Consider the following 22753-nt stretch of genomic DNA (forward strand, 5'->3'; position numbering starts at 1 on the left):
CAATCCAAAATCCAAAACCAAATTGCCGCTACGCAATCAGGGCTTCTAGAAGGCTCGTGCCGACGTAGATATAAAAGCCAACCAGCACAGCCGCAGCAGGAACCAGCGCCAGGAAAAAGTGGAAGTAGTCGATCTTGGTGAGGCCAATGGCGTAGCTCACGACATCCTGACCCAGCAGCATAATCAGTGCCATATAGAGGACGCTGTGATGCCCCTTTAGGCGAGCCACAAACGCATCCAGTTCCTCAATCTCATCCTTGCCCACCAATCGCACTGCAACCCGGCGACCGTAGCGACGGGAAATCCAATAATTTATGCTGCACCCGATCAGCGACGCGATGAAGCTCAGCACAAAGGCAGTTTCTTTGCCAAACAGCGCCCCGCCCGCAATAAAGATGGAACTGCCGCTGAGCGGGGCAGCAATCAAGCTCGCCGCACAGACGACCGTGAACAGGAGCGGGGCCCAGGGGCCGGCGCGTTCGACCCAGAGGTGGGCATTTTCTAGCCCGATGAGCTTGAAGGCAAACGCCATGACGGCATAGGCGATCGCCAGCGAAAGCAGCGCCACCAGCAGCTTTTTCAGCCTGGGCGAAAGTTTCATGGGTTGAACGGCTCCAGAGGCTTAGCGTCTTGAACCTCTTCACCGTACTTAACAATTCCCGCCAGCGTCAACAGGCTTGAAGGAGAAACAGCAACAGCACTGGGGTCGCCCTGCTAATCTCTGGCTCCTTCCAAGCGCGATCGCCGATGAGCCGCAATCTTTTCATTCACCGCTTCAATCTCAGCCTCAATCTCGGCCTCCAGTTCTGCCGCCAACGACGTAGCAGCCTTTTCCACCACCGCGGGCTGAAACTTCGCCGCCAGCACCTCACGCTGATTGATCAGGTAAATACTCACCAGCGTCAGCCCTACACCGACCCACTGCACCGGATTCAGCACTTCAGACAGGAACAAGTTGCCGAATAGCAGCGCAAAAACAGGCGTGAGGAACGTCAGGGAACTGAGGCTGGTCAGGTTGCCGCTGGCTGCGAAATAGAAGAACAGTCCGTAGGCGATCGCACTGCCAAAAATCGTGGAATAGCTCATCGCCATCCAGTCCGTCCAGCCAAGCTGCTGCCACTGATTCGTTTCTCCCAGCGCCGACAGCGCAAACAGCGGAAGGCCACCCAGCACCATGTGCCAGCCCGTCGCCGCCACCGGGTCGGCATAGCGCGACACATAGCCCATCATCACCGTGCCTACCGCCATCGACAGCGCCGCCATCAGCATCAGCCATTGCCCGTTTTGAAACAGGTCGTTCAGCAGGCTTGCGCCCAGATTTGGCGAAAAGTTGCCATGCAGCGCCGACTGGATCACACCCTCCGGCAGCCCCAGTAGGCTGATGCCCACCACCCCAAACAGCAGCCCCAGCCAGCCAAACCCACCCACCCGCTCGCCAAAAAGGAACCGCGCCATCAGCGCCACTGCCAGCGGCTGCGAGTCGATCATCACCGACCCCAGCCCTGCGCCCGTCCGCACCAGTCCTTCCGCCAAAAACCCCTGAAACAGCGCCGCATCCACCAGCCCAAACAGCGCAATCCAGCCCCAGGCTTTCCATCCCTTCGGCTGCGATCGCCCCATCCCTGCCGCCGCCAGCAAAATCAGCAGCCCCGCCGGTAGCACCCGAACCCCCGCCATGAATAGCGGCGTGGTTTGCGGAATCACGCCCTTCATCGCCACCATCGCCGTTCCCCACAGGAAAAACGGCGCAATCAGCAGCAGCGGCGACACAGATGCTCTCGATGGAGTAGAAGCTTGAGTCATGGGGGGCGATTTGCAGGGATTGCGTTCAGTGGTTACGTCAATTAAACCAATTGTAACCATTATGTACTTCTGTAACAAAACTGAACTGTATCGCGAGAGGCGATTTGGGAGGGGGAAGAGGGAAGAACGAAGAATGAAGAACGAAGAGGGAAGAACGAAGAGGCTCTGTTTTCGGTTTTCGGTTTTCCTGCTCCTCCCCTACCCCCTCACTTTCGCTTCTCTCTACCGGACTAGAACGCAAGGCAGACCTCTATGCCTCAAGACTCCCGCCCTGTGAGGGATGGAAGCTTTGGGAGAAGCGCCTATTGTGAAAGTGTTCGATTGATTCATGCACTGATTCGCCCAGTGAATTGCCTGCTAAGCAGCACTGTGATTCGCGGTCAGATGCAGAGTCAAGACGTTAAATCGCACAACGAGGTACGAAAACTATGAGTATCGAAGATCGCGTGAAGGCAACTGCGAAAAACATCGAGGGTAAAGTGCAGGAAGCCGTCGGTGAAGTGACGGGCGATCCCAAGGACAAGGTGGAAGGTCGCGCTAAGCAGGCCGAAGCCAAGGCTCGCCACACCACCGAAGACGTCAAGGATGAAGTGAAGAAGGCGATTGACTAGTAGCGTCCTGCTCAGTGCCCTCTGAAAATACCCGGATGCCCAGTCCTTTTAGTGAGGACTGGGCATTCCTTTTGGTTGATTCAAAAGCAAGAACGTCGAAAGCAAGAACTTACGGGATTAACAATTGAATTCTGCTAAGCCGCTAAGGGCATCGATTCTTAATCTCAGCCCTAGATTTGCAACCGATTGTCAGCCAAGGGTTTGCAAAGGCTTGGGCAATTTCATTGCGAGCGCAAATATATGGAGCCTAATCAGGCTGCGTACTATTCACCAGATTTTTCCATCAACCGCTTCCAAGCAGAATCAATCGCTTGCTTGGTTCGATCACTAGCCCGATACAGGCTCTTTTGTAGGTCTTCCCATTTGTCTTGCAGGAAATCAACTGCCTCTTGCAGAGCGTTCTTATCGTGTCGCTTTGATCCAGCAAACTCATCACAGACTTTTCGGATTTTAACCCGTACTACATCGGGGTGATCGTCAGGAGAAACCAAAGATTTTAGGCGATCGCTCATGTGTTTCACCAAGTTTTTCACCTGCTGAGACTTTTCGCTCAAAAATCCCTGTAGCCCTTCCGATTCTCCCTGTAAGCGACTTTTTGCATCCTCCTTAATAAGGACATAATCAGCATCAATGACCTCCACATCCTCTGGAAATAGAACCGCTCGGCCACCAAAGGGAGCAGCAATCTCTCCACCCAAGACATAGGCCGCAATATCCCCGGTTTCCCAGTCAAACAAGAAATCCTCTATCCAACCCAATATGTCTGATCTAGACGGAGTTCGCACGCGCATTCCGCATAAGCGGCGCAAACTCACAGATGGCTCAACAGCATAGTCAGAATAAGTTAGGACTGCATCCGGCCCGATTAGAGAAATTTGCTCCAACGGCGTGTAGCCTGCACTGCTAGCAAAATAGACTACACGCCCCTGACTGTCTACCCAAACTTCTTCAACACCGCCCAGACGGGTTGCGGTACTACCATCCATTGCAACCAAGCCAACAATCTGGCTACGACGAATAATGTTGAACATGGCTAGAACCTCCAAAATCTCATCAAGCTGACAATCGATTTAGAGGAATCAATCCTGGGAGGATCACTATCTATCAATATCAAATTCTAGATAGGGCAATCTAGAGCATTCAGGTAGGGCTTTCAGGTAAGCAGCAGGGCAAATAACCCACATAAAGCAATCCCATCAAATACGCCTGCTCCACCGATACTCAAGACTCCTGGTGTCATCTTTTCTATCTCTCGCAGATGTAGCAAGTCAGCACCAATTAACGTTCCTAAAACCCCTCCTGCAAACGCAATGGGCTGAGGTGCTGGAGAAACTAACGTTGCAACCAGAGAAGCAGTCAACGGAGCAACCAGAGCATTCATTTGGATGCCAATTCCAGGAACGATCTGAGCCGAAAAGTAGCTGACAATTGTCACAATTGCCGTAACCAGCAGGATCAGCAATGGATCAGATCGTGTGAACTCATAAATCGCCAATAGAGATGGAATCAAGCCACCTCCAACATTGAGTGCAACGATTGTCTTTTGCTCAATTCTTCTGAGTGGGATACCCCAAAATCGTGCTGTCCAGAGATCAGAAAAACCTGGAATAACGGGCGCGGTCGTGACTCGTTCATATAGAGGGATATTGATCGTGCTACCCACTAACATAGAAATGAATAGGAGGAATGCAACGTTAGGAGAGAAGCCTAACTTTGCTACTGCTAGCTCTACAACATCGAGGGCGATCGCAAACCAAATGAACGGAAACAGCAATAAGAAGAGCAAGAATAGAGTAAAGGTGACAGGAAGATAAATCATATTTAGTAATGCTTTAGGGCTGCTTGGTTATGGCTCAAGCTTGTTTGTTCAACGAACAGATACTCAACTTATTGACGCAGGGCACGCAGTTGCGCCTTAAGTTGAGCAATTTCAGTTGCCATATCTAACACCATTGCTGCACCCACTAGATTCAGTCCTAAATCACGGCGCAGTCGCAAGACTCTTACAATTCTCACCAAGTCTTGTCGGTGTAACATAGTGCCTTCAGGCTCGATAATTCCTAGCGCCACGCACTTCTCAATGAGTGGAACCGAAGTTTGTGTAAAGTATGCAGCCTGCTCGAAGCTATATAGGCGATCGCCCGTTTCCGACCAAACCAGACGAGATAGACCAAAACTATGGGTCATAGGCGCACCTCCGCAATTGCGTTTCGAGGATTAAAGTGGCTCACCTGTCGCAGCTTTTCATAGCATTCTTTTTCCTGAGGGCTGAGATCCTTAGGAGAAACTACTTTCAAGCGAACCAGCAAATCTGTTCGATTGCCTTTCGGGTCGCGCCACCCTTTGCCCCGTAGCCTGAGTGTTTGACCTGAGTCTACACCAGAAGGAATGGTCATCATTACCGAGCCATCCGGAGTAGGCACCTCGACTTGAGCGCCCAACACTGCTTCATCTGGACGAATCGGAACTTCACAGACCAGGTTATTGCCGTCAAACTTGTAGAAAGCATGAGGCAGCAGCTCAATGGTTAGGTACAAGTCCCCCCGCTGTTGACTAAAGGGACTAATTTGCCCCTTCCCTTTAATCCGAATGCGACTGCCAGACTTGGCACCCGGCGGAATTCGCACTGTAACCGTCTCATCTCCAATTTGTAAGCGCTTTTGCGTGCCGTGAAACGCTTCCGACAAAGTGAGGGCGATCGCCGCTTCGGTATCCTGAGCAGGCATCTCAGTAAAGCGGCTAAAGGGATCGTCCCCAAATTCGACATACTCTCGAAATCCCTCAGGCCCCGTTGTGGTGCGGTAAGTATAAACCCGCCGCCCAGTTCCACCGCTTCGCCCAAACCGACCTAGCAATTCGTCAATAAAATCATCAAAGCTGCCGTATTGACCAAAGTCCGTTTCTTCAAAACCTGACCCACCCGGCGGCGGCGCACCTGCCATCGCCTGCTTCCAGTACTGTCCAAACTGGTCATATTTTTGGCGCTTCTCTGAATCAGACAGCACCTCATGAGCTTCATTAATTTCCTTAAAGCGAGCCTCTGCCTCTGGATCGTCTGGATTTAAGTCAGGATGATACTTACGCGCTAGTTTTCGGTAGGCCTTTTTGATCTCCTCTGGAGTAGCAGCTTTGCTAACTCCGAGAATTTCGTAGTAGTCCTTGAAATCGGCTGTAGCCATTGGCACCTCTGATGAAGGGGATACGATGAGGGGATGCAGGTAACAAAATCAACCTAACTTTCTCTGCAACTTAAATTAGGTAATGGTGTCTCGTCCTCATCTCGCTTAATCCCTAGCTCGTTCCTGAGTCCTTCTGATCATTGTCGGCTTTGCGCTTTGAAAAAATGCCCTTATCATCCCGCTCAAACAACTGTTTAATCCGCTCCCAAGCTTTCATCAAGGCGTTACTTTTCTCGGAGGACTCGCTAAGCGTTTGATTATAGGTTTCTAAAAAAGTCTGCTGAGCTTCCGTTGACAAATCTGCCCGTATTTCTGGCGAAATTTGATCACTTCCTGTCATTTCTCCGTCCGATTCCTGTGGAATTTGCATCTCCGTGATGGCCACTTCTTCGCCTCCCGCACTTTGCAAGAGCAAAAAAGTCTCACCAGACTTTTCATCAGGAACCTCTACAACGAGCAAAAATTCGCCCGCTTGCACCCGCGTTTGATAAATTGCAGCTTTATCTTGGGGCATCCCTAGCGACATTAAAGCAGACCCCAAGCCCGCTCCCAAGGCTCCATACAACGCGCCACTCGTTGCACCCAGCAGTGCAGCAGCAAGTGGCCCAGCCGCCACCACTGCCCCTAGAAAAGGAATGAACAACACCCCTACACCTGTGAGCAAACTCAAGACAGAACCAAACAGCGAACCGTAGAAGGCTCCACTGGCTAATCCATCCAGAATCACGTCTTTTTTGGTTAGGAATCCAGTGATTCGAGCTTCGGATTGAAAATTACGTCCCACAATTGAAATACGCTCTTTGGGGACACCCCGATTCAGCAAGCGCTGGACAGCATCTTGCAGCTTTACCTGATCTTTAAACGCAGCAGATACACATTTCGCCGGAGGCTTGGCAAAGGCAGATGTCATAAACTTTCTCCTCAAGTATGTATTGAGCAGTGGCTAACGCTCTTAGCTTGCGTTTACTCACCCTATAGCTGGCTGCTAATTCATCTATGCATTGCTAAATGCAGTGCTGAATACTTTCAAAAGTTCACATCACTTGCATGGCGGGTGCAATCCGTATTGATAATATCTCTCACCTGCCTGTTTTGGCTATTAGGGGGTTATCCAGAAAACCAAACCTATAGGGCTTACGCAGTTGGACGACCCCTCGGGCTGGTTACCTGACAAATCTTTTCCCCTCATCCCTAAATCCCTTCTCCCACAAGGGGCGAAGGGACTTGAACTGCCAAACCTGGGTCAAAAGCCCCTCGCCCGCTCTGGGAGAGGGGTTGGGGTGAGGGTGCTTCGAGTTTTGTCAGTCAATCAGCCCATCGGGAATACAGCCAGAGGAAAAACATCCAAAACCTAACAAGTGTATCGCAAGTGCGTAAATCTGGTGCTTTGCTGCCATGTGCAGGCGTACAGCGTCATGCTCACTCAAGTCTATGCTTTCGAGTCAAGCTCGAAAGTGACGCTTAAGCACCTGCTACACGCCATACGATTCGACGCTCAGAAATTTCCCGCTGGAGGCGGGCGTGCTGCTGCTGGCTCTCTTGCAAGATTCGCCGCTGCACCGCCAGTTGGGTTTCCAGCTTGGACTGATATTGCAGTAGCTCTGCTAGCCTCAGCTTGTCGGCCTGCATGGCTTGGTGGATGGGGGCGATCGCCCGCTGACGAGCGCTGAGCAGGTTTACCTGATGTGCCAGTCCAAACGCTTGTTCAATTTGCGAGAGCGCGGGCGGCAGTGTTTCTGAGTCGGCGGCCAGGTCTGGAAATTGCGTCAGGAGGAACTGGTTGAGGGCGATCGCCACTTGCTGAGTCATCTGCCCGCTGAGGAGTTGGTGGCGCTGATAGAGCGCCTGCAAAGTTTGGGCGTCGGGCTGCGCCTGGGTAAGCGTTGTTGCAATTTGCCCCTCGGTCTGGTGCAAGGCTTGCAGCAATGCTTGATAATTGCCCTGCTGCTGCAAGATGCGATTGGCATCGGCGAATGCAAGCTGGGTCTGAATCACCTGATATCGCTGCTGCGCTAGCTTTAGCTCTTGCTCGGTCTGCGTCAGGTAGCGGGTGAATTCTGCGGTGCGGCGGGTCAGGGTGTCGGCGCGATGAGTGAGATTCTGGGCATCGGGGCGAGCCTGAAACTGGGCGATCGCCTGCTCTAGCCGCGCCACTTGACCCGTCGCCTCGGTCAAATCTGCCGTTGCCTGCTCCAGCGCATAGCACGCATCCAGCCGACAGCGATCGCCATAGTCCACATAGGTTTGGGCAAGCTGCCGCGATACCATCTGCGCCACACGCTCACTGCGATGGCGGTATCGCACTTCCAGTCGCCCATCCGCCAGCGGCACAATTTCCAGATTTTGCGCCAGCGCTGCCGGACTCAGATTGATGTTATACGCCCGCAGGTCGCGCACCGCAGGCAGCAACACCTGATGACTCCGCAACACCTGAATCAGCGTCGCCTGATCCACCTCTGGACGAATGTCAGTCGTTGCTGTGGCTGTGCCGCTAGTCTGCGATCGCTCTGCCACGGGGGCCAGCTCAAACGTGCTTTTATAGAGCGGCGGAGTGTAGCTCTGGTAAAGCGTAGTGCCCACAGTAGCGGCGATCGCCACACCCACGGCGACTCGAGCCGGCTGGGGCACGGCTGCGGGAACTGGGGGATGGTAAAGGGGGCGATCGCTCTCTCGATTGCCATCTGCACGCCGCCGTTCCAGAACCCCACTCTCCGGCTGCACCGCACGCTGCAACTGAAGCGCAGGCTCCGGCGGAACAAACACATGCCGACCCGCAACGGGCTGGAGCATAAGCGTGAGGGTAGCTGCCTGGGTCATAGCGTATCTGTTCGGAAAGTCTGTTCGGAAAGAAGGAGCGATTCACACATCAAAAGCATTAAACCAGGGAGATGTCTCCAGGAAGCCATCGTGTAAAGGTCTCACCTACCTACTTCACTGATCCGTCATTTCATCAGGAAAGCTGTAAATAGACTCGTTGAGCAGGCGGCGTTTCCTTAGCTCGTAGCTCGTGCCATCGCAATCCAATCAAAGTCGTGACAGTCAGCATGTAGCCAGGTTCTTCCATCTGGGTGAAAATAAAGCCGAATATAAACACCGTAATCACCGTAAATTTAGAAAAATCGTCCTGGCACAGAAAATGCCAGACCACCCACCAGAGAAATAGATAAATCCCTAATCCCAACAAGCCAAAATCTCCCCAAATCCCAATCCATCCGAAAAGCGGCGAGAAGAAGCTGGAATCTAGATAGCTCTCTCCCCAGACTCTTCCAACTTCTGAGCTTACAGGACGAGTTGTGGCTCCTAGCGGATTTAACAATGAGACATATTCTTTCAGCAGCCAGCCTCCCAAACGCCCTACTGTATGTCCTGGGCCCAGTCCCCACAGCCAGTTCAAAGAGTTTTCATAAAATGAGACGATGATCGGAAAACCGCTGAGCTTCAGAACAGTTGCATCACCATCGGGGCCATAGAGTCCAGGTCGAATCCAGCCGTTAAATGCAGCAAATAGGGGGACGTTGCTGAGGGCCCAGAGAAATGAATAGAAGGCAAAAATGCCGCTAATAATGTACTGAATTGCGACTCTAATATCCGTGAGTTTAACCAAAATCAAAACTCCCCAGGCAGCCAAAAAAACCAGCAGGGTTTGCTTGGCATCAGCGAACAAAAGCTGAAGAATTGTAGCAATTACAACGGTGGCTCTTAGCCAAAGCGGAGAATTTTTGGCGCTTGCAAAATAGTATAGTCCGAAGGTTAAAGAGACGGAGGCTGAAACGACATGCCCCGCTCCAGAAAGATAAAACACGCCCTGAATGTTATCGTCTACAGTCATTCTAGTCACCCTGAGTAACCCAATCGTAATCAAGAGCTTTTGGGCTAAGGCCAATAAAACATTGCTAAAGCCGAATGCTAAAATCCAGCTTCGCATCCAACGGACATTCCGAAGGGTCATTGGCGTATAAACAACGATCGCCAATAGCAAGAATGGCTCTGCTAAGAGCATATAGCCAATGAACAGATTAACCAGCCCTGCTTTATTCAAAAAGGCGCTGATAGTCATGCTCAGCAACAAAGCAAATAAACCCAAAAGTAGGAGTTGAGCGATCCAAATCCCCTGACTGCTCTTGCTGCGAACCTTGGTAAAGGTCAGTCCGAAAACTAAAGGAACAATTGCAAAGTGAAAAAAGTTAATCGCTGCTGGTGCGCCTGCTGATTCCAGGATGCGAGGGAAAAATACCGTTGCAAACGCAAAAACAATTAACGCAGGAATTCTCAGTTGCCCGCGTTGTTGCACCGAAAGATTTACAGCTTGATTCATGCTTCACGAGAGCTTTAGAGGACCAGCAATAGTGGGAAGTTTTAAGGTGCTGAGGCACAGGTTAGTTTATCGCTGAACCTTGCTGTAAATATCTATTAGCATCTGATAATTTGCTTGAGCAGTGTATTTAGCTGAAAATTCAGCACGAGCATTCTGGCGCATTTGCTGCCATGCAACGGGGTTGTCCAATACCCACTTCACCTGTTGCACCAGATCGTCCGGATCGCCAGGGCAAAAGTGCCGTCCAGTGTAGCCGGATTGAACGACTTCGGCGATCGCCCCAATTTTCGACGCAATCACAGGTGTTCCCTTGGCGAAAGCTTCTACTGCGACTCGTCCAAAGGTTTCATACCACTTAGACGGAAAGATAACGGCTGTCGCATTGCCCATCAGTTCATAAACCGCTGGCATAGGCTGCCGTCCTAGCCACTCAATAGCGGGCTGCTGCCGAGTGGCAGTTTCTACAAGATCCGCTAGTGGTCCATCGCCTACAATCTTCAGCGGAAATGGCGGGTTCAGTCGCTGCCACGCCTCGATCAGTGTATCTAGTCCCTTCTCAACGGATAGTCGCCCTACGTAGAGCATGTAGCCGCCCCGCCCGTCGCCTATTCCAGGGTCGGGATTGACAAAGTTGGGTTTGACGATGATTTTGTCTGCCGGTAGCCCGCCTTCAATAAACTTTTGGCGGGCAAATTCTGTGAGGGCTATAAAGCAATCAACTGTCTCAATCCAGGTTTTGAGTAAGCGATGGGCAACCAGCATTGCAGACACAGCTGCGCTAGCGGCCCCGCTCTCTCGATAGCAGCCATGCAAAACGCCGGGATAAGGAATAGGTTTGCCCAAACAATCTTCGCAGACCTGACCCGCTCGAAAAAATAGCGCGTTGGGGCACAGCAGTCGATAGTTTCGCAACGTCTGCACCACTGGAACGCCTGCATCCTTAGCGGCGTGGTGGACAGAGGGAGAAATAAGCGGGAAAAAGTTTTGGATATGTACGACATCGACGGTGTGCTGGGCAAGATGCTGGCGAACAGCCTGATAGGATTCGGCCGACCAAACAGTTTTGAGAGCGGTTTGTATTGGATTGAGTGTTTGGATACGGTCGTTATTTTCTTCGTAAAGATCTACCTGATGCCCATGCTCTCGCAGGAGTTGCTGTTCGGCAGCACAGGATTCATCTTCGCCAGCGCGAATTTGATAGGCATTGTGAATGCTGAGAATACGCATGGGCAATTGTATATGATGAGAATTTTAGAGCTTTTGGCGCTCAGCCTGCCGTATTATAGAGTTAGCTGAAAATTCTAAAACTAGACCATCCAAGCACTACCTTATCCCAGCGCTTTTGAAGTTTTCTATTAAATTTTCATATATTGATTCTAGAGCTTTGGATTGCTTACATAGATCAAAATTTTTAACTACATTTTCCCTGGCTTGATAGCTAAAATTTCTCAATAATTCCTTATTTTGAAGGGCCGTTATAATAAGTTCACTCAGCAATTTCCAGTCTCGTTCTTCTGCCAAGAAACCAGTTTCTCCATGAATGACTGCCTGCGGAATACCTGCATGTCTAGAGCCAATAACGGGCAATCCCATTGCCTGTGCTTCAACAACTACAGTGGGCAAGCCCTCTGAATCACCATTAGATGCAGTAATGCTGGGTACAGCAAGAAGTGAGGCACGGTTCATCCATTGCCTGACAACATCAGAGGGTTGAAAGCCAACAAACTGGTATTGTTTTAATAATTGAGATGCCATATTTTCGAGCTTCTCTCTCTCACTTCCATCACCGATCAAGATGAGGCTGACGTGTGGCAAAACCGACTGAACTGATGCCATTGCTTTTATAAGATACTCGCAACCTTTTTTCTCTGTGAAGCGTCCTACAAATAACACAATTGGTTCGCGCTCGATGTATAAGTCTGGAGAAAACTCCTTTGTGTTTACGCCATAGTAGTGCGAGATGACTCTCTCAGATGGAAAGCCTTGAGCAACCAATCGATCCCTGACAAAGTCGGATACTCCAATAAATAAAGAAGCCGACTTCTTCAAGGATTCTCGTCTTTTTACGTAGACTTTTGTGCTGATAGATTCACGATTTGCATATTCATCTGTCATCGTGGCATCTAGTCCGTAAAAAGTGACTACTAATGGCAAGTTCAAAACCTTCGAGATAGGCAGAGCCAACGCTCCACATACCCCAAAGTGTGCATGAATCAGTGATATTTCAAGTTCTCTAAGATGTCTTAAAAGATGTGGCGCGATCCCCAACAGTTTAAATATAAGTTCTTGAGCAGAGCCGATAAAATTACTTGAATTAATTGCAAATGTTTTTTCTTTTGGAAGTGGCAATCCGGAAACATAGCGCGTACCAATATAGTAAGGATTAAATATTTTCAGACTTTCTGCCTGCGTGCGAATGAAAGTTTCTGAGGCGGGTAACAGGCGGCCAGTAAAGTAGGCTATGTTCTGAGTGGTCATAACTTTTTGTCTTTTGAAGAGATAGAAGGTTTCTATTAATTCTTGACGACTGATTTATAGGTCTGTATCAAACTCTTTGCTTTTTGCTCCCAAGAAAACTGTTCTTGGACTCGCTGTTGTCCGGCTTGGCCCATGCGCGATCGCAGGTCTGCATTCTTCGCCAGCAGCACCATGGCCGTTGCCAAATCTCGGACGGCTTGCTCTGGCGACTCGGCGGTAATTTTGAATCCGGTTTCTTCTGTCACTTGAACGGCTGGCCCGCCCAAATCCAGACAAACGACCGGGCGGCCACATGCCATTGCTTCTAGACAGACCCAACCGCCGGAATCATGCAGGCTTGGATGCAGCAGAACATGGCTTTCGCTGAGGCGATTGAGCGTTTCGTGGCGCGAGAGCCTTCCCAAAAACTTCACCTGCTTTTCCACTCCCAGGTCTTTTGCGAGTTGTTGCAGGCGATCGCGCTCTGGCCCTTCGCCCAAAATCCAATATTCTGTGTTGGATAAGTTTGTTTCGGCAAAAGCTCGAATGCCTAAATGCAGACCTTTCCAGTGCAGCAGTCGAGCCATACTAATAAACCGCATAGTGTCAGAAACGGGTGGCAAAACTGCCTGAAGCGTAGCAATTTCTTCTTGAGAAAGTCCCGATTCTGAGTAGAGTTCCAGTTTCTGTGCGCCCATCAATTGCAGGCGTTCAGCAGTGTCTTTTGTGGTTGCTCTCACCAAAACGCTACGAGTCGCTGTTAGGCGAGTAAATGGGTCTGCTTCCCCCACTCGATGAGCCAGATACCGCAGTGTTTCATAGATCCGCGCATGGAGGTGAAAGTCTTCCCAAAACGCCAGAGGAGCCATTTCACCACCCCCAACTGGACCCCAAACAAATGGCACAGGCAAGAGGCTGAGGAAGCTGGGCGAAGAGTAGCGAACGTATGTAATGTGGTGAATTACGTCCCACCGCATTTGCGGTAGTAAGCGCTTTGCTGTGGCATAAGCACTGATCTGCCAGAGATAGTGATGTAAATGAACGGTTTTAGTGCTGCGATTCCAAAACTTTGAACCGGGAACATCACAATAGATAAATTGCAGATTTGGAAATGGGTTTTGAGTAAGTTCAGCTTCGATAAACGGGCGGTTGTCTGCGCGAGTGAGTACCCAAACAGGATGATGCTGGGCGATCGCCCGCGCCAGATTCCAGCCCACACCCGGCTCCGACCCCATATTCGGACGACAGGCATAGGCCGACAGCAATATGCGGAGAGGCTGGTTCACGCTGATTCGCCTCCCATGACCATAACTGCAACTCGACTTAAAAACTCTCCCGCCTTCTGAGGGCTGTAGTGCGCCATAATGTCTTGCGATCGCTGCCCCATCTCAGCAAGCTGGTCGGGATTTTCAATCAGGCGCTGCATAGCGGCAGCCAACACTTGTGGATTGTCTGGAGGAAAGCGATAGCCATTTTCACCCTCCAGCACCAGTTCTGCCGCGCCTGCCCCCGTGGAACACAACACAGCCTTACCCAACAGCATCGCTTCTAGCACCACCATGCCCCAGGTGTCTTCAAGTGTCGGCAGCACAAACACATCCGCATGGTGAAAATAGGAGCCAATGTCGCCATAGCTCACTCGCCCCACCCAAATTACGCAATCTTCTAACTGATGCTGTTGTGTGAAGGTCTGCAAGTCTTCTCGCTGTGGGCCATCACCTACCAGCAACACGCCAAATTCCCGACTTCCTGCATTCTTTAATAGCTTGCACGCCTCCAGCAGGCACGCCACCCCTTTGCGGGGCACTACACTGCCCACAAATAAGAACACCGGACGCTTTAGGTCTGAAAAGCGGAGCGGCTGCCCCGGCGCAACCCATTCCAGTGCTTCGTTCACTTCAGACAAAGAGCGGCGATCGGGCACTTCGTAAGGCTGCACAAACGTCAATTCTGGTGGAGCGCCCAGGCAGTCGATCAAATACTTTTGCCCAGCATGGCTATTGGTAATACAGGCATCGGCCACCCATACCATCGCCCGACGCAGCGCCAGCCGCAGCGCAGAGTTTCGATAATCGACCCCTGGCGAACTGCCCTCGTAGGCAATTACAACCTTCCAGCCACCCAGCCACTTGGTCAGCAGCGCCAGCAGAGTCCAGATGCCAAAGGAACTGGAGAAGACGACCTGAGGGCAATATTGAAACAGCCGAGGCAAGATCTTGGGCGAAAGATAAGTAAAATTATTGCCGTAACTGGTAGCAGATTTCGTAACTGCCACCACTTTTTGCTTGCCGACAAGCTCTACATCTAAGGTGCTTTCCAGTCCTTTTGCAAAACCTGGAAATAGTCCTGTAAAAACCTTGGTATGCGGGAAATGTTGAGTGAGTTCACTCAAAGCAGGCTGCCAATAGAACCAGGCTGTTGGCAACAGCCAGGCAATTTTAGAGGAGTTGGGCTTTTGCATAAACCTCCTGGCTGACGCACTCACTCAGGATCAAAGCGGAGAATTTTGTCGAGGCATGACTTGCTATTAGTTCGTGTGTCTTTTGAAGATTGACGTTGATTACCGGGTCTTTCAAAACGTATCGAGCAAGGCTAGTGGCGATCGCCCTTGGATTTTCAGAATCAATTGCCAGCCCCAGTTCATAGCGACGCACCAATTCACCCATCAAGCCATAATCGGAACTCAACACAGGCTTTTTGTGCAGTGCCGCCTGCATCAAAATGCCGCTCATGCCAACGTGTTTTTGGTAGAGCGCCAGCACTACGTCTGCCATTTCGATGTATTGATGCAGCACAGCATCTTCCACAAATTCATAACGCTCTAAAATTTGAATCGATTTGCATTGGCGCAATGATTCGGCAGTAGTTGCAATATATTGCTGCATTTTTGAACTAGCTTCTCCCAATAAAACCAGACAAATTTTTTTGCAGGTTTCTTCGGGCAGCAGTTCCAAACTTTCCAGTAGTGGATATATCCCTTTACGGGATGTCAGCGCACCAAACAGGAGAAATACCGTGCGATCGCCCTCAATTTCTAACTGCTGGCGGAGTTCTGCGCCAGAGCCAACCAACTTTTGGGACAAATCGACCGGATCGGCCAGCGCACAGACCTTCACATGGGCGGGCGGGGTGATGTAGTCTGGTGCAATCGGGTCGAGGGAAAACAGCGTGCGAAACTGGGGATGGCGCAGCGCAGCACCCAGAATCAGGCGATCGCGCCAGGCCTGCAGGCGATCGCCCCAGGTTTGGGGACGGGGGCTAAAGGTGTAGTAGTGGAATGTAGGGCGAAAGTAAATTCCTGAAACGGGGCAGGGAAAAGAGAATCCAGCCGCCATTGGCAATAGGCAGGTGTCAAGATAGAGCATCAGCGTATGGTCAGCTTGCAGCAGTTGGGCATATCTGGCAAACAAGCGCCATTCCTGGAAGTTGCGGAGATTGCGATCGATACCAGAACTGCGAGATTTCAGATCAGCCTGCTCGGTTTCGGTAACCGCCACAAACTGCACCGAAGCATCCAGGCTGCACTGCTGCACCACATCAGCATGAACCGTGAGGAATCGGGGTGACACTACGAAAAAGAGCTTTCCCAAGGGCGATCGCGCTATCCACCCCTTGCACAGTTGCAAAATATAGTGCGGATGATGGCCATAGATCGACAGGTCAAAACAGACCAATCTGAAATCTGGGCCTGCGGATTGGGTTTGCATGGAAAGTATCGTTATGCAGGGGACGTTTGAGCCAGTAGATCTTGGTAGAGATCGAGATAGCGACGGGCTTGTAACTCCAGTGCAAAGGCTTGTTCAGCTTTTTGGCGGGCAGCAAGTCGCAGCGATTTCTCCGAATCGGTATGACCCAAAATCCAGCGAATTCCCTGGGCCAAGTCCTCAATCTCAAACGGGTTGGCCAGATAGCCATTATGCTGATGATCCACAATGTCTGCCAGTCCAGTTCCCTTAAACGCGACAACTGGCGTACCGCAGGACATCGCTTCGGAAGCGGTCTGTCCAAAGGCTTCTTGCAGCGACGGTGCGACAAATACATCCGCAGCAGAATAGGCCAGCGCCAGCGAAACATGATCGTTGAGATGCCCCAGATAATGAGCAGGAAAGCCCAGATCAACCGGACTCTCTGGCTTAGAGGAACCAAACACCACCACTTCAGCCTGCTGATGCAGTTCAGTCTGAGCAAGCTGCTGCAATGCTGGTTGCAGTAGATGAAAACCTTTGCGCCGATCTTGAGTCGCGCTGATGGCTCCAAACAGGATGAGCTTTTTGTCGAGCGGCAGGTTGAGGGCAGCACGGGCGACCTGCCAATCAATCGGCTTATAGACTCTAATATCCAGGCAAAAGGGAATCACCTCAATCCGCAAATCTTTGCACAGGCTGCTAGCGCGGGCGCAGTCTGCTAGCCAGCGGGTCGGAGCAACTATAGTCAGATTCAAATTGCTCCAGGCTTTGACTTTGCGCTGCCAAGTACGATAAGACAGATCGTTGAATTTGGAACTGCCTAGTTGGGGACAGGTTCCACAGGATTGTTGAAAATGCTCGCACTCTTGGGTATAGTGGCAGCCCCCGGTAAAGAGCCACATATCCATCAGCGTCCAGACGATCGGCTTTTGGAAGCGCGGCAAAGCCTCAATTGGCAGGTAGCTATTCAGAATCCAGTGCAAGTTAATAATATCTGGGTTGATCTGCTGAATGCGGTGCTGCAAAGGATTGGGCGCACGCTGGATGTCAAAGACTGCCTTATTGACGCGGGGATAGGGGCGTAGCGCTAGGCCGTCTACTTCGGCACGAAGGCGACCTGCGACTTGTCCCAGTACCGTTTTCGGCGCTAAGACCGTGCGATCGCCACTCACACTTTTTTGCACCAGCATCCAGGAATCTGACCCGATTTCGCGCAACCCTCGATGCACCCGATAGGCGGCCCGCGCGGCTCCACCAATCGTGTCGAAGGTGCTGAGGTGGAGAATCTTCATGCTTAGATGGCCTCTTCATAGTTTTCTCGGCGCATTACCATTTCGGGCCCTCGTCCGCGCACTGCATTGGCTACAAATCGCAGATAGGTTTTGACGCTATCTACATAGGGGGCGATCGCGCTTCCTGTCATTAAAATATGTGGGTTTAGCGAAGGGCGCAGCTTGGGTGCTTTAGCAGCATATAGCGGCTTAAGTTGGGCTGGATAAAAATGAGCCGTGAGAGACTTGCGGCTATGCTGCGGATTGAGGTTTTTGTACGCGCCATGAACTGTATATGGATGCCAAAACAGCACATCGCCCTTTTCTAGGGGAAAGGATTTGTATTGATATTCAGTGCTGTCTATGAGCGTCAGGATCTCTTTGCGATAAGTCTCATGATCGCTAAAGCTTCGGCCATCCACTCTGGCAATAACACGCCCCTTGTGGCTACCCGGCAACACAAAGAAACAGCCCGCGTCTTCTTGAATATCTTCCAGGGCATACCAAGCGGCAATCATCCGACCTGGTGGATCAGCATCTAAATAGTAGTGATCTTGATGCTCAATTGTGCCTGTTGACTTATCAAAAAACATATTTTGCATCATCACATGATGCGTATCGCCTGATAGCAAACTCAAAATCTTTGCAACGGTTTCGTCCACCAGGCAGCGCTCTACCATTTTTGACAATCGAGGAGCTAGTTTCAGGTTTACTGGATTTAGCATCGAGTTTTCGATGAAGCCTGCTTCCGTGAGGCGAGGACGTGTGGGGACGTGAGTATCCTGACTGTTGAAGACAAAGAGGCGATCGCGTTTCTTTTGATTAACCTGCCCTAGCAATCTATCAATCTTTTCCGCACTCAGAGCATTACGAACAATGACGTATCCATGCTCCTGGTAGTAATGCTTAATCTCTTGCGGCTGATCAATTAAAAATTTCGTGAGTGACATGATGAATTTCCAGGAATAGACTGCAAACTAGATTTATAAAACACCTCAAAATACAAACCAAATAATTTGACTAAAACTTGAATAATTCAAGTGAAACAAGAAATCAAATAACTCTAAGAATCCGTTCAATCAAATCACTCTTTTGCCAATCATTCGCAGCAGCTTTGCTCTAGCACGAGTCATCAAACCAGGATCAAACAACGTATCCTGCTCAAACTGATCAGCTTTTCGATTGCGAATCACGTAGGGCGGATGCTTCAGAGGAAACTGCATTTCTTCTGTCTGCATATTAGCGTACTGACTTCGAGTGCTTGTTGTAGTGGTATGCGTTGCATCTTCACCAAAGCCGATATTAGATACCAGATTCACACTTGGCAACACACTTAGACCATTCTGCAACCAGCTAGATAACAGCCAACGATATGCCCAAGAAGCAGACTGATATCTTCGCTCATAAGTAGACTGAAAGATTCGTGTCCAGTACCCAACAACACGATCGTCATCGAGAATATCTACCAAGTGATTTTCTAACTGTGCAACCTCCCAAGTTTTCATATCATAGTCAAAAAACTTCCAGGCACGCGCCCAAGTTGCCCAACCCCAACAATGGCTATAACGAGAGAAGTAATAGCTGAACTCTGTCCGCTCACGACCAAATTGGACATTCTTGCCGCAGATAGACATAACTCTTTCATCATCTCGATAGTAGTCAAGCAGCTCTTGACAGTATCGAAAGAAGCTCGGATGAGGCAGGCAATCATCCTCCAAAATAATCGCCTCATCAACCAATGAAAACGCCCAATCTAGTCCAGAAGCAATCCTTTTTCCACAGCCAAGATTATCATCAGAGTAATTTTTGAGAACTTCACAATCCCAGTCAACCTGATCAACAATTGCTCGCGTTTCAGCACATTTCTCTACATCATCAGGAAACTTCCTCCTCGGTCCATCGGCAACTACTAAAAGCTTTTCGGGTTTGGCTTGGCAAACTCTGTCAAACACTTTCAAGGTTTTGTCTGGTCGGTTAAATATAACAAGTACCACAGTTTTTTCCATATTCCCGATCGGCTCAGAAGTGTTTTCTGTTGCTGCAAGCCAAGGCTTAAATGATTTAGCTTGCTCTCAAGATAGTCTTTTGAAACAAAGCTCTAGCAATGATAGAATTTCTTCGGTAAGACTCAGCTATTCTACCATTCAGTACCAAAATCTCTTTTTGAACCAGAGCATCCAGCTTTTGCTTTACAGATACATCTTCATCATGAATATCTAGCAATAATGACTTCATCCCAGAGTCAACAAAAACTCCCGATATCTTAGTGTGTTTTTCTGAGTCAATGACAGCAATAGGCAACGCTCCAAAAGCCATGGAAAACATCAGAACATGCAACCGATTGCTAAAAACAAGACATGAACTTGAATATACTTTTTCCATATCCCTGCTAGTCACCCTGGAGTCCAAGAAATCAATCTTGCATATGTTTTTATACCGACCATATAACAGATCTGACATAGACTTGTCGCGATCGACTTGATGACAAATCAAAATTTTCTTTGATAGATTTATTGATACATAGTCCACTATTTCATCCAGCTTGGAGAGCAATATTTTTTGATATTTCTGAGAGTTCAGATGCTCATTCAAAAAACCAGGGGTTGAATCTCGAAAGCTAAAAATTATAAATTCCCGAGACTCGATTGATGGTCTTTTTTGCGTATATTCTGTTTCCATCAACCAAGCTAAATCGGGGAAATATACCGTATTCTGAATTCCTATACTTTCAGCATAGTTTTTTGATATGCTGTCTCTCACAGAGTTAAAGTGCATTAGTTTAGACTGCAATCTCTCTAAACTCTCTCGACCTCCCCAAAATGGCCCGATAGAACAGCCAAAACGACAACGTCTAACTCCAGACAAGTAAATCAGGATCGAATTTATCAAAATTTTAAAGAAACTTCCCCCTAGCATTTTCATATCGCCATAGCTATGCCCAGGGTTGATAATAGCAAAGGTGTTTTTCTTGAGTCCGGACAGCCTCTTGATACCCGCCAAAATAATGCGTGTTCGAAATTTCATCCTAGATTCCTCAACTATTTCTCCCGGCAATAAGTCAAGTTCTTCTTTGTACCATTCTGGAACACCATTAACATTCACCACAAGACGTGCATATTTTCTCAATTCTGATAACAAGATCTTATTAATCAAAAGATCGCCAAGATTATCAAACTGAGTCACAGCGCTGTAGAAAGCAAGGGGCTTACTTGAGTTGTTATTTAACTTCTTCATAACTCTGGCATCTCAGGTTTACGATTTCTAAGCAGGTAAATTATTTTTGCGATGCTTAAAAGGCAACAACTTCCTCATATTTTCCTGATTTTGAAATTCTTCCATCCTTCAATAAGTAAATTAGATCACAATGTTCCACTGTTGATAAACGGTGGGCAATAATGATCACTGTTTTCTTACCTGATAACGTCCGAATTGCGTCACTTACTCTCTTTTCAGTTTCGTTATCGAGAGCAGAAGTAGCTTCATCCAGAACTAAAATTTCTCGCTCATGATAGAGCGCTCTGGCGATTCCGATGCGCTGACGTTGCCCTCCAGATAGCATCACGCCGCGTTCGCCGATGCGAGTGTGGAGACCTTTTGGGAGTTTGGCAATCAGTTCTTCAAGCTGAGCCGCGGCAATGGCCTGTCCCAGTCTTCCGCTGTCAATTAGATGATCCGGAACCCCAAAGGCAATGTTTCGTTCGACTGTATCGTCGAGTAGAAAAATAGACTGCGGAATGTACCCTACCAAGTTCTGCCATGCCCGCAGGTCTTGATAAATCGACACACCGTCTACCGTAATATCTCCACTTTGCGGCGTTAGCAGTCCTAAAATAATGTCAACGAGCGTCGTTTTTCCCGCACCAGACTTTCCAATAAACGCAATTGATTCTCCTTTGCGAATCTTTAGCGACACCCCATCAATAGCTGGCTCTAGCGATGGCGAATAGCGATAGACCACGTTGGACAGACAAATCTGCTGCTCAAAGTCCATCGCGACAGAATGCTCCAGAGGTGTTTCTCCAGCCTCGACAATGCCGAAATTGGGTATTGTAGATACTTTTTGAGCTTCTTTCAAGTCGGCATAGAGAATGTCTGGAACGTGGCGAGTAGTTTGCAGGTTGCCAATTGTAGACATGAGCTGACTGGTTGCAGGCAAAAGGCGAATAGAAGCCACAGCAAACACACTCAGGCTTGAGATCAATAAATCCGTGCTTCGTGACAGAAAGAGCTGTGAAACTCCGACAAAAGAAACAATGAACACTACTAAGACTGTTTCAATTAGAATGCGCGGCAGCATATCAAAGCTGCCTGCGAAAGAAGCCGCCTGAGCGTATTGCTTGGTGTTGGTCGCCATCTGCTCCTCAAAGTAAGGCGCACAGCCGATGACGCGCGTCTCCTTGAATCCACCCAGTCCATGATTCAGTGTTTTAATAATGCCTTGTAGGGCTTCTGAACTCTTGCGCCCCCAACTCTTTAGCCGATGACGCATGATATAAATCAGCAAAACAACCGGCAGCAGTGCTGAAAGAGTAGCGACCAAAAGCAGCAGATCTGTTGCTGCCATAAGGGCAAATAGAAAGATGAGGATAAACAAATTTGAAATGCCGTACAGCAAAGAAAGTAGAATCTTGTAACAAAATTCTTGCGTTTCGAGCGTGATGTTTTTAATCAGGCTTGAAGAATTTTTGTTGATAAAATAACTATAGTCGCTATAAAGATAAGCATGATTCAAAGTTTGAATCATGTGTGCCCGATGGGCATGACTGAATTTTAGAATATATAACTTTGACAAGAAATAGAGAATTGATTTCAGTATAAAAACAACACCAATTAAGGCGCAGAGGAAAATAATTGCGTTTCTGGTAGAAAATATTTTTAAGCCCGTGAATATTCCTGACAAAACAGGATTTTCTTCAATGAGCTGAGGATTTGAGATGATTGCAAAAAATGGCCCCAGCATCCCGATACCCAGCGTTTCAGCAATCGAGGAAATCGTAAAAACCAAGAACAGTAGCGGGAGGTGCTTTCGTGAGTCTCCCAGGATAAACCAGATCTTTTTGAAGTATTGCAGCATAGGAAGATAGTACGACTCTCAATCTTTTCCAGATTTTGACTTGCTGATTTTGAGACAATACCTCTAATTGTTGAAACCAACTTTTCTACTTAGATCTGCTTCGCCCCAGACACACAAAAATGCGATCGCCCTTCTGCATCTTGCAGCCAAGTTAACAAAATGCAATATGAACTCGAAGCCTTCTGTATCTAAGTTCATGAAGGCTTCGTGGAAATCCGGAGTATTCGGAAATTCGTTGAGGCTGCGGTTAGGCTGTCCGAATGTCTGAATGTCCAGAGGGTGCTTCTTGGAATGCTTTGCCGGGTGCAGCCTTGCTGATGATTCGTAGAGGATGCGGGGATGATTGGCGAGTCATTG

General features: G+C 49.1%; 20 protein-coding genes. 1 reads left to right on the forward strand and 19 read right to left on the reverse strand.

The window, feature by feature from the left end:
* Positions 1 to 28: 28 nt before the first annotated feature.
* The gene (locus IGS51_RS02520; protein ID WP_172354374.1) at positions 29 to 601 is read right to left on the reverse strand and encodes a VTT domain-containing protein; all 573 of its coding nucleotides are present in this window, start codon (positions 599 to 601) and stop codon (positions 29 to 31) included.
* Positions 602 to 714: 113 nt separating this feature from the next.
* Complete coding sequence (locus tag IGS51_RS02525) at positions 715 to 1803, reverse strand: EamA family transporter (RefSeq protein ID WP_297075488.1); 1089 nt, start codon at positions 1801 to 1803, stop codon at positions 715 to 717.
* Positions 1804 to 2231: 428 nt separating this feature from the next.
* Between IGS51_RS02525 and IGS51_RS02530 the strand changes: the two genes are divergently transcribed.
* The gene (locus tag IGS51_RS02530; protein ID WP_297075490.1) at positions 2232 to 2414 is read left to right on the forward strand and encodes a CsbD family protein; all 183 of its coding nucleotides are present in this window, start codon (positions 2232 to 2234) and stop codon (positions 2412 to 2414) included.
* Between the two features lie 263 nt (positions 2415 to 2677).
* Here the strand turns inward: IGS51_RS02530 and IGS51_RS02535 are convergent, their stop codons facing one another.
* From IGS51_RS02535 to IGS51_RS02615, 17 genes are all read right to left on the reverse strand, one after another.
* Entirely contained in the window at positions 2678 to 3445 is a 768-nt protein-coding gene (locus tag IGS51_RS02535; RefSeq protein WP_297075493.1) for a PRC-barrel domain-containing protein, read from the reverse strand.
* 122 nt (positions 3446 to 3567) lie between these two features.
* Positions 3568 to 4233: a DUF1614 domain-containing protein gene (locus tag IGS51_RS02540; RefSeq protein ID WP_297075496.1), complete on the reverse strand. Its 666-nt coding sequence runs from the start codon at positions 4231 to 4233 to the stop codon at positions 3568 to 3570.
* 68 nt (positions 4234 to 4301) lie between these two features.
* Entirely contained in the window at positions 4302 to 4601 is a 300-nt protein-coding gene (locus tag IGS51_RS02545) for a chaperone modulator CbpM (RefSeq protein ID WP_297075498.1), read from the reverse strand.
* Positions 4598 to 5593: a DnaJ C-terminal domain-containing protein gene (locus tag IGS51_RS02550; RefSeq protein WP_297075501.1), complete on the reverse strand. Its 996-nt coding sequence runs from the start codon at positions 5591 to 5593 to the stop codon at positions 4598 to 4600. Before IGS51_RS02550 ends, IGS51_RS02545 begins: the two co-directional genes overlap by 4 nt.
* A gap of 112 nt (positions 5594 to 5705) precedes the next feature.
* Positions 5706 to 6503, reverse strand: a complete 798-nt coding sequence (locus IGS51_RS02555; RefSeq protein ID WP_068513428.1) for a ChaB family protein — start codon at positions 6501 to 6503, stop codon at positions 5706 to 5708.
* 551 nt (positions 6504 to 7054) lie between these two features.
* Positions 7055 to 8410, reverse strand: coding sequence for a hypothetical protein (locus IGS51_RS02560; RefSeq protein WP_297075506.1), 1356 nt, complete (start codon positions 8408 to 8410; stop codon positions 7055 to 7057).
* Between the two features lie 133 nt (positions 8411 to 8543).
* On the reverse strand, positions 8544 to 9908 hold the full coding sequence (locus IGS51_RS02565; RefSeq protein WP_297075509.1) for a hypothetical protein: 1365 nt from the start codon (positions 9906 to 9908) through the stop codon (positions 8544 to 8546).
* 66 nt (positions 9909 to 9974) lie between these two features.
* A complete protein-coding gene (locus IGS51_RS02570) occupies positions 9975 to 11135 on the reverse strand; it encodes a glycosyltransferase (protein WP_297075512.1) in 1161 nt (386 codons plus the stop codon).
* Between the two features lie 96 nt (positions 11136 to 11231).
* Positions 11232 to 12386, reverse strand: a complete 1155-nt coding sequence (locus tag IGS51_RS02575; RefSeq protein ID WP_297075515.1) for a glycosyltransferase — start codon at positions 12384 to 12386, stop codon at positions 11232 to 11234.
* Between the two features lie 35 nt (positions 12387 to 12421).
* Positions 12422 to 13600: a glycosyltransferase family 4 protein gene (locus tag IGS51_RS02580; RefSeq protein ID WP_367279240.1), complete on the reverse strand. Its 1179-nt coding sequence runs from the start codon at positions 13598 to 13600 to the stop codon at positions 12422 to 12424.
* A gap of 47 nt (positions 13601 to 13647) precedes the next feature.
* Positions 13648 to 14577 (reverse strand): glycosyltransferase family 4 protein, encoded by a 930-nt coding sequence (locus tag IGS51_RS02585; protein ID WP_297075521.1) that lies wholly within the window; start codon positions 14575 to 14577, stop codon positions 13648 to 13650.
* 226 nt (positions 14578 to 14803) lie between these two features.
* Entirely contained in the window at positions 14804 to 16072 is a 1269-nt protein-coding gene (locus IGS51_RS02590; protein ID WP_297075524.1) for a glycosyltransferase, read from the reverse strand.
* Positions 16073 to 16083: 11 nt separating this feature from the next.
* Entirely contained in the window at positions 16084 to 17343 is a 1260-nt protein-coding gene (locus IGS51_RS02595; protein ID WP_297075527.1) for a glycosyltransferase family 4 protein, read from the reverse strand.
* 2 nt (positions 17344 to 17345) lie between these two features.
* On the reverse strand, positions 17346 to 18272 hold the full coding sequence (locus IGS51_RS02600; protein WP_297075532.1) for a phytanoyl-CoA dioxygenase family protein: 927 nt from the start codon (positions 18270 to 18272) through the stop codon (positions 17346 to 17348).
* A 129-nt stretch (positions 18273 to 18401) separates the two neighbouring features.
* Entirely contained in the window at positions 18402 to 19328 is a 927-nt protein-coding gene (locus tag IGS51_RS02605; RefSeq protein ID WP_297075535.1) for a glycosyltransferase family 2 protein, read from the reverse strand.
* 55 nt (positions 19329 to 19383) lie between these two features.
* On the reverse strand, positions 19384 to 20556 hold the full coding sequence (locus tag IGS51_RS02610) for a polysaccharide pyruvyl transferase family protein (protein WP_297075538.1): 1173 nt from the start codon (positions 20554 to 20556) through the stop codon (positions 19384 to 19386).
* 55 nt (positions 20557 to 20611) lie between these two features.
* On the reverse strand, positions 20612 to 22327 hold the full coding sequence (locus IGS51_RS02615) for an ABC transporter ATP-binding protein (RefSeq protein WP_297075540.1): 1716 nt from the start codon (positions 22325 to 22327) through the stop codon (positions 20612 to 20614).
* Between the last annotated feature and the right edge of the window lie 426 nt (positions 22328 to 22753).

It is taken from the genome of Thermoleptolyngbya sp. M55_K2018_002 (genome assembly GCF_015295965.1).
In the GTDB taxonomy this organism is placed as follows: domain Bacteria; phylum Cyanobacteriota; class Cyanobacteriia; order Elainellales; family Elainellaceae; genus Thermoleptolyngbya; species Thermoleptolyngbya sichuanensis.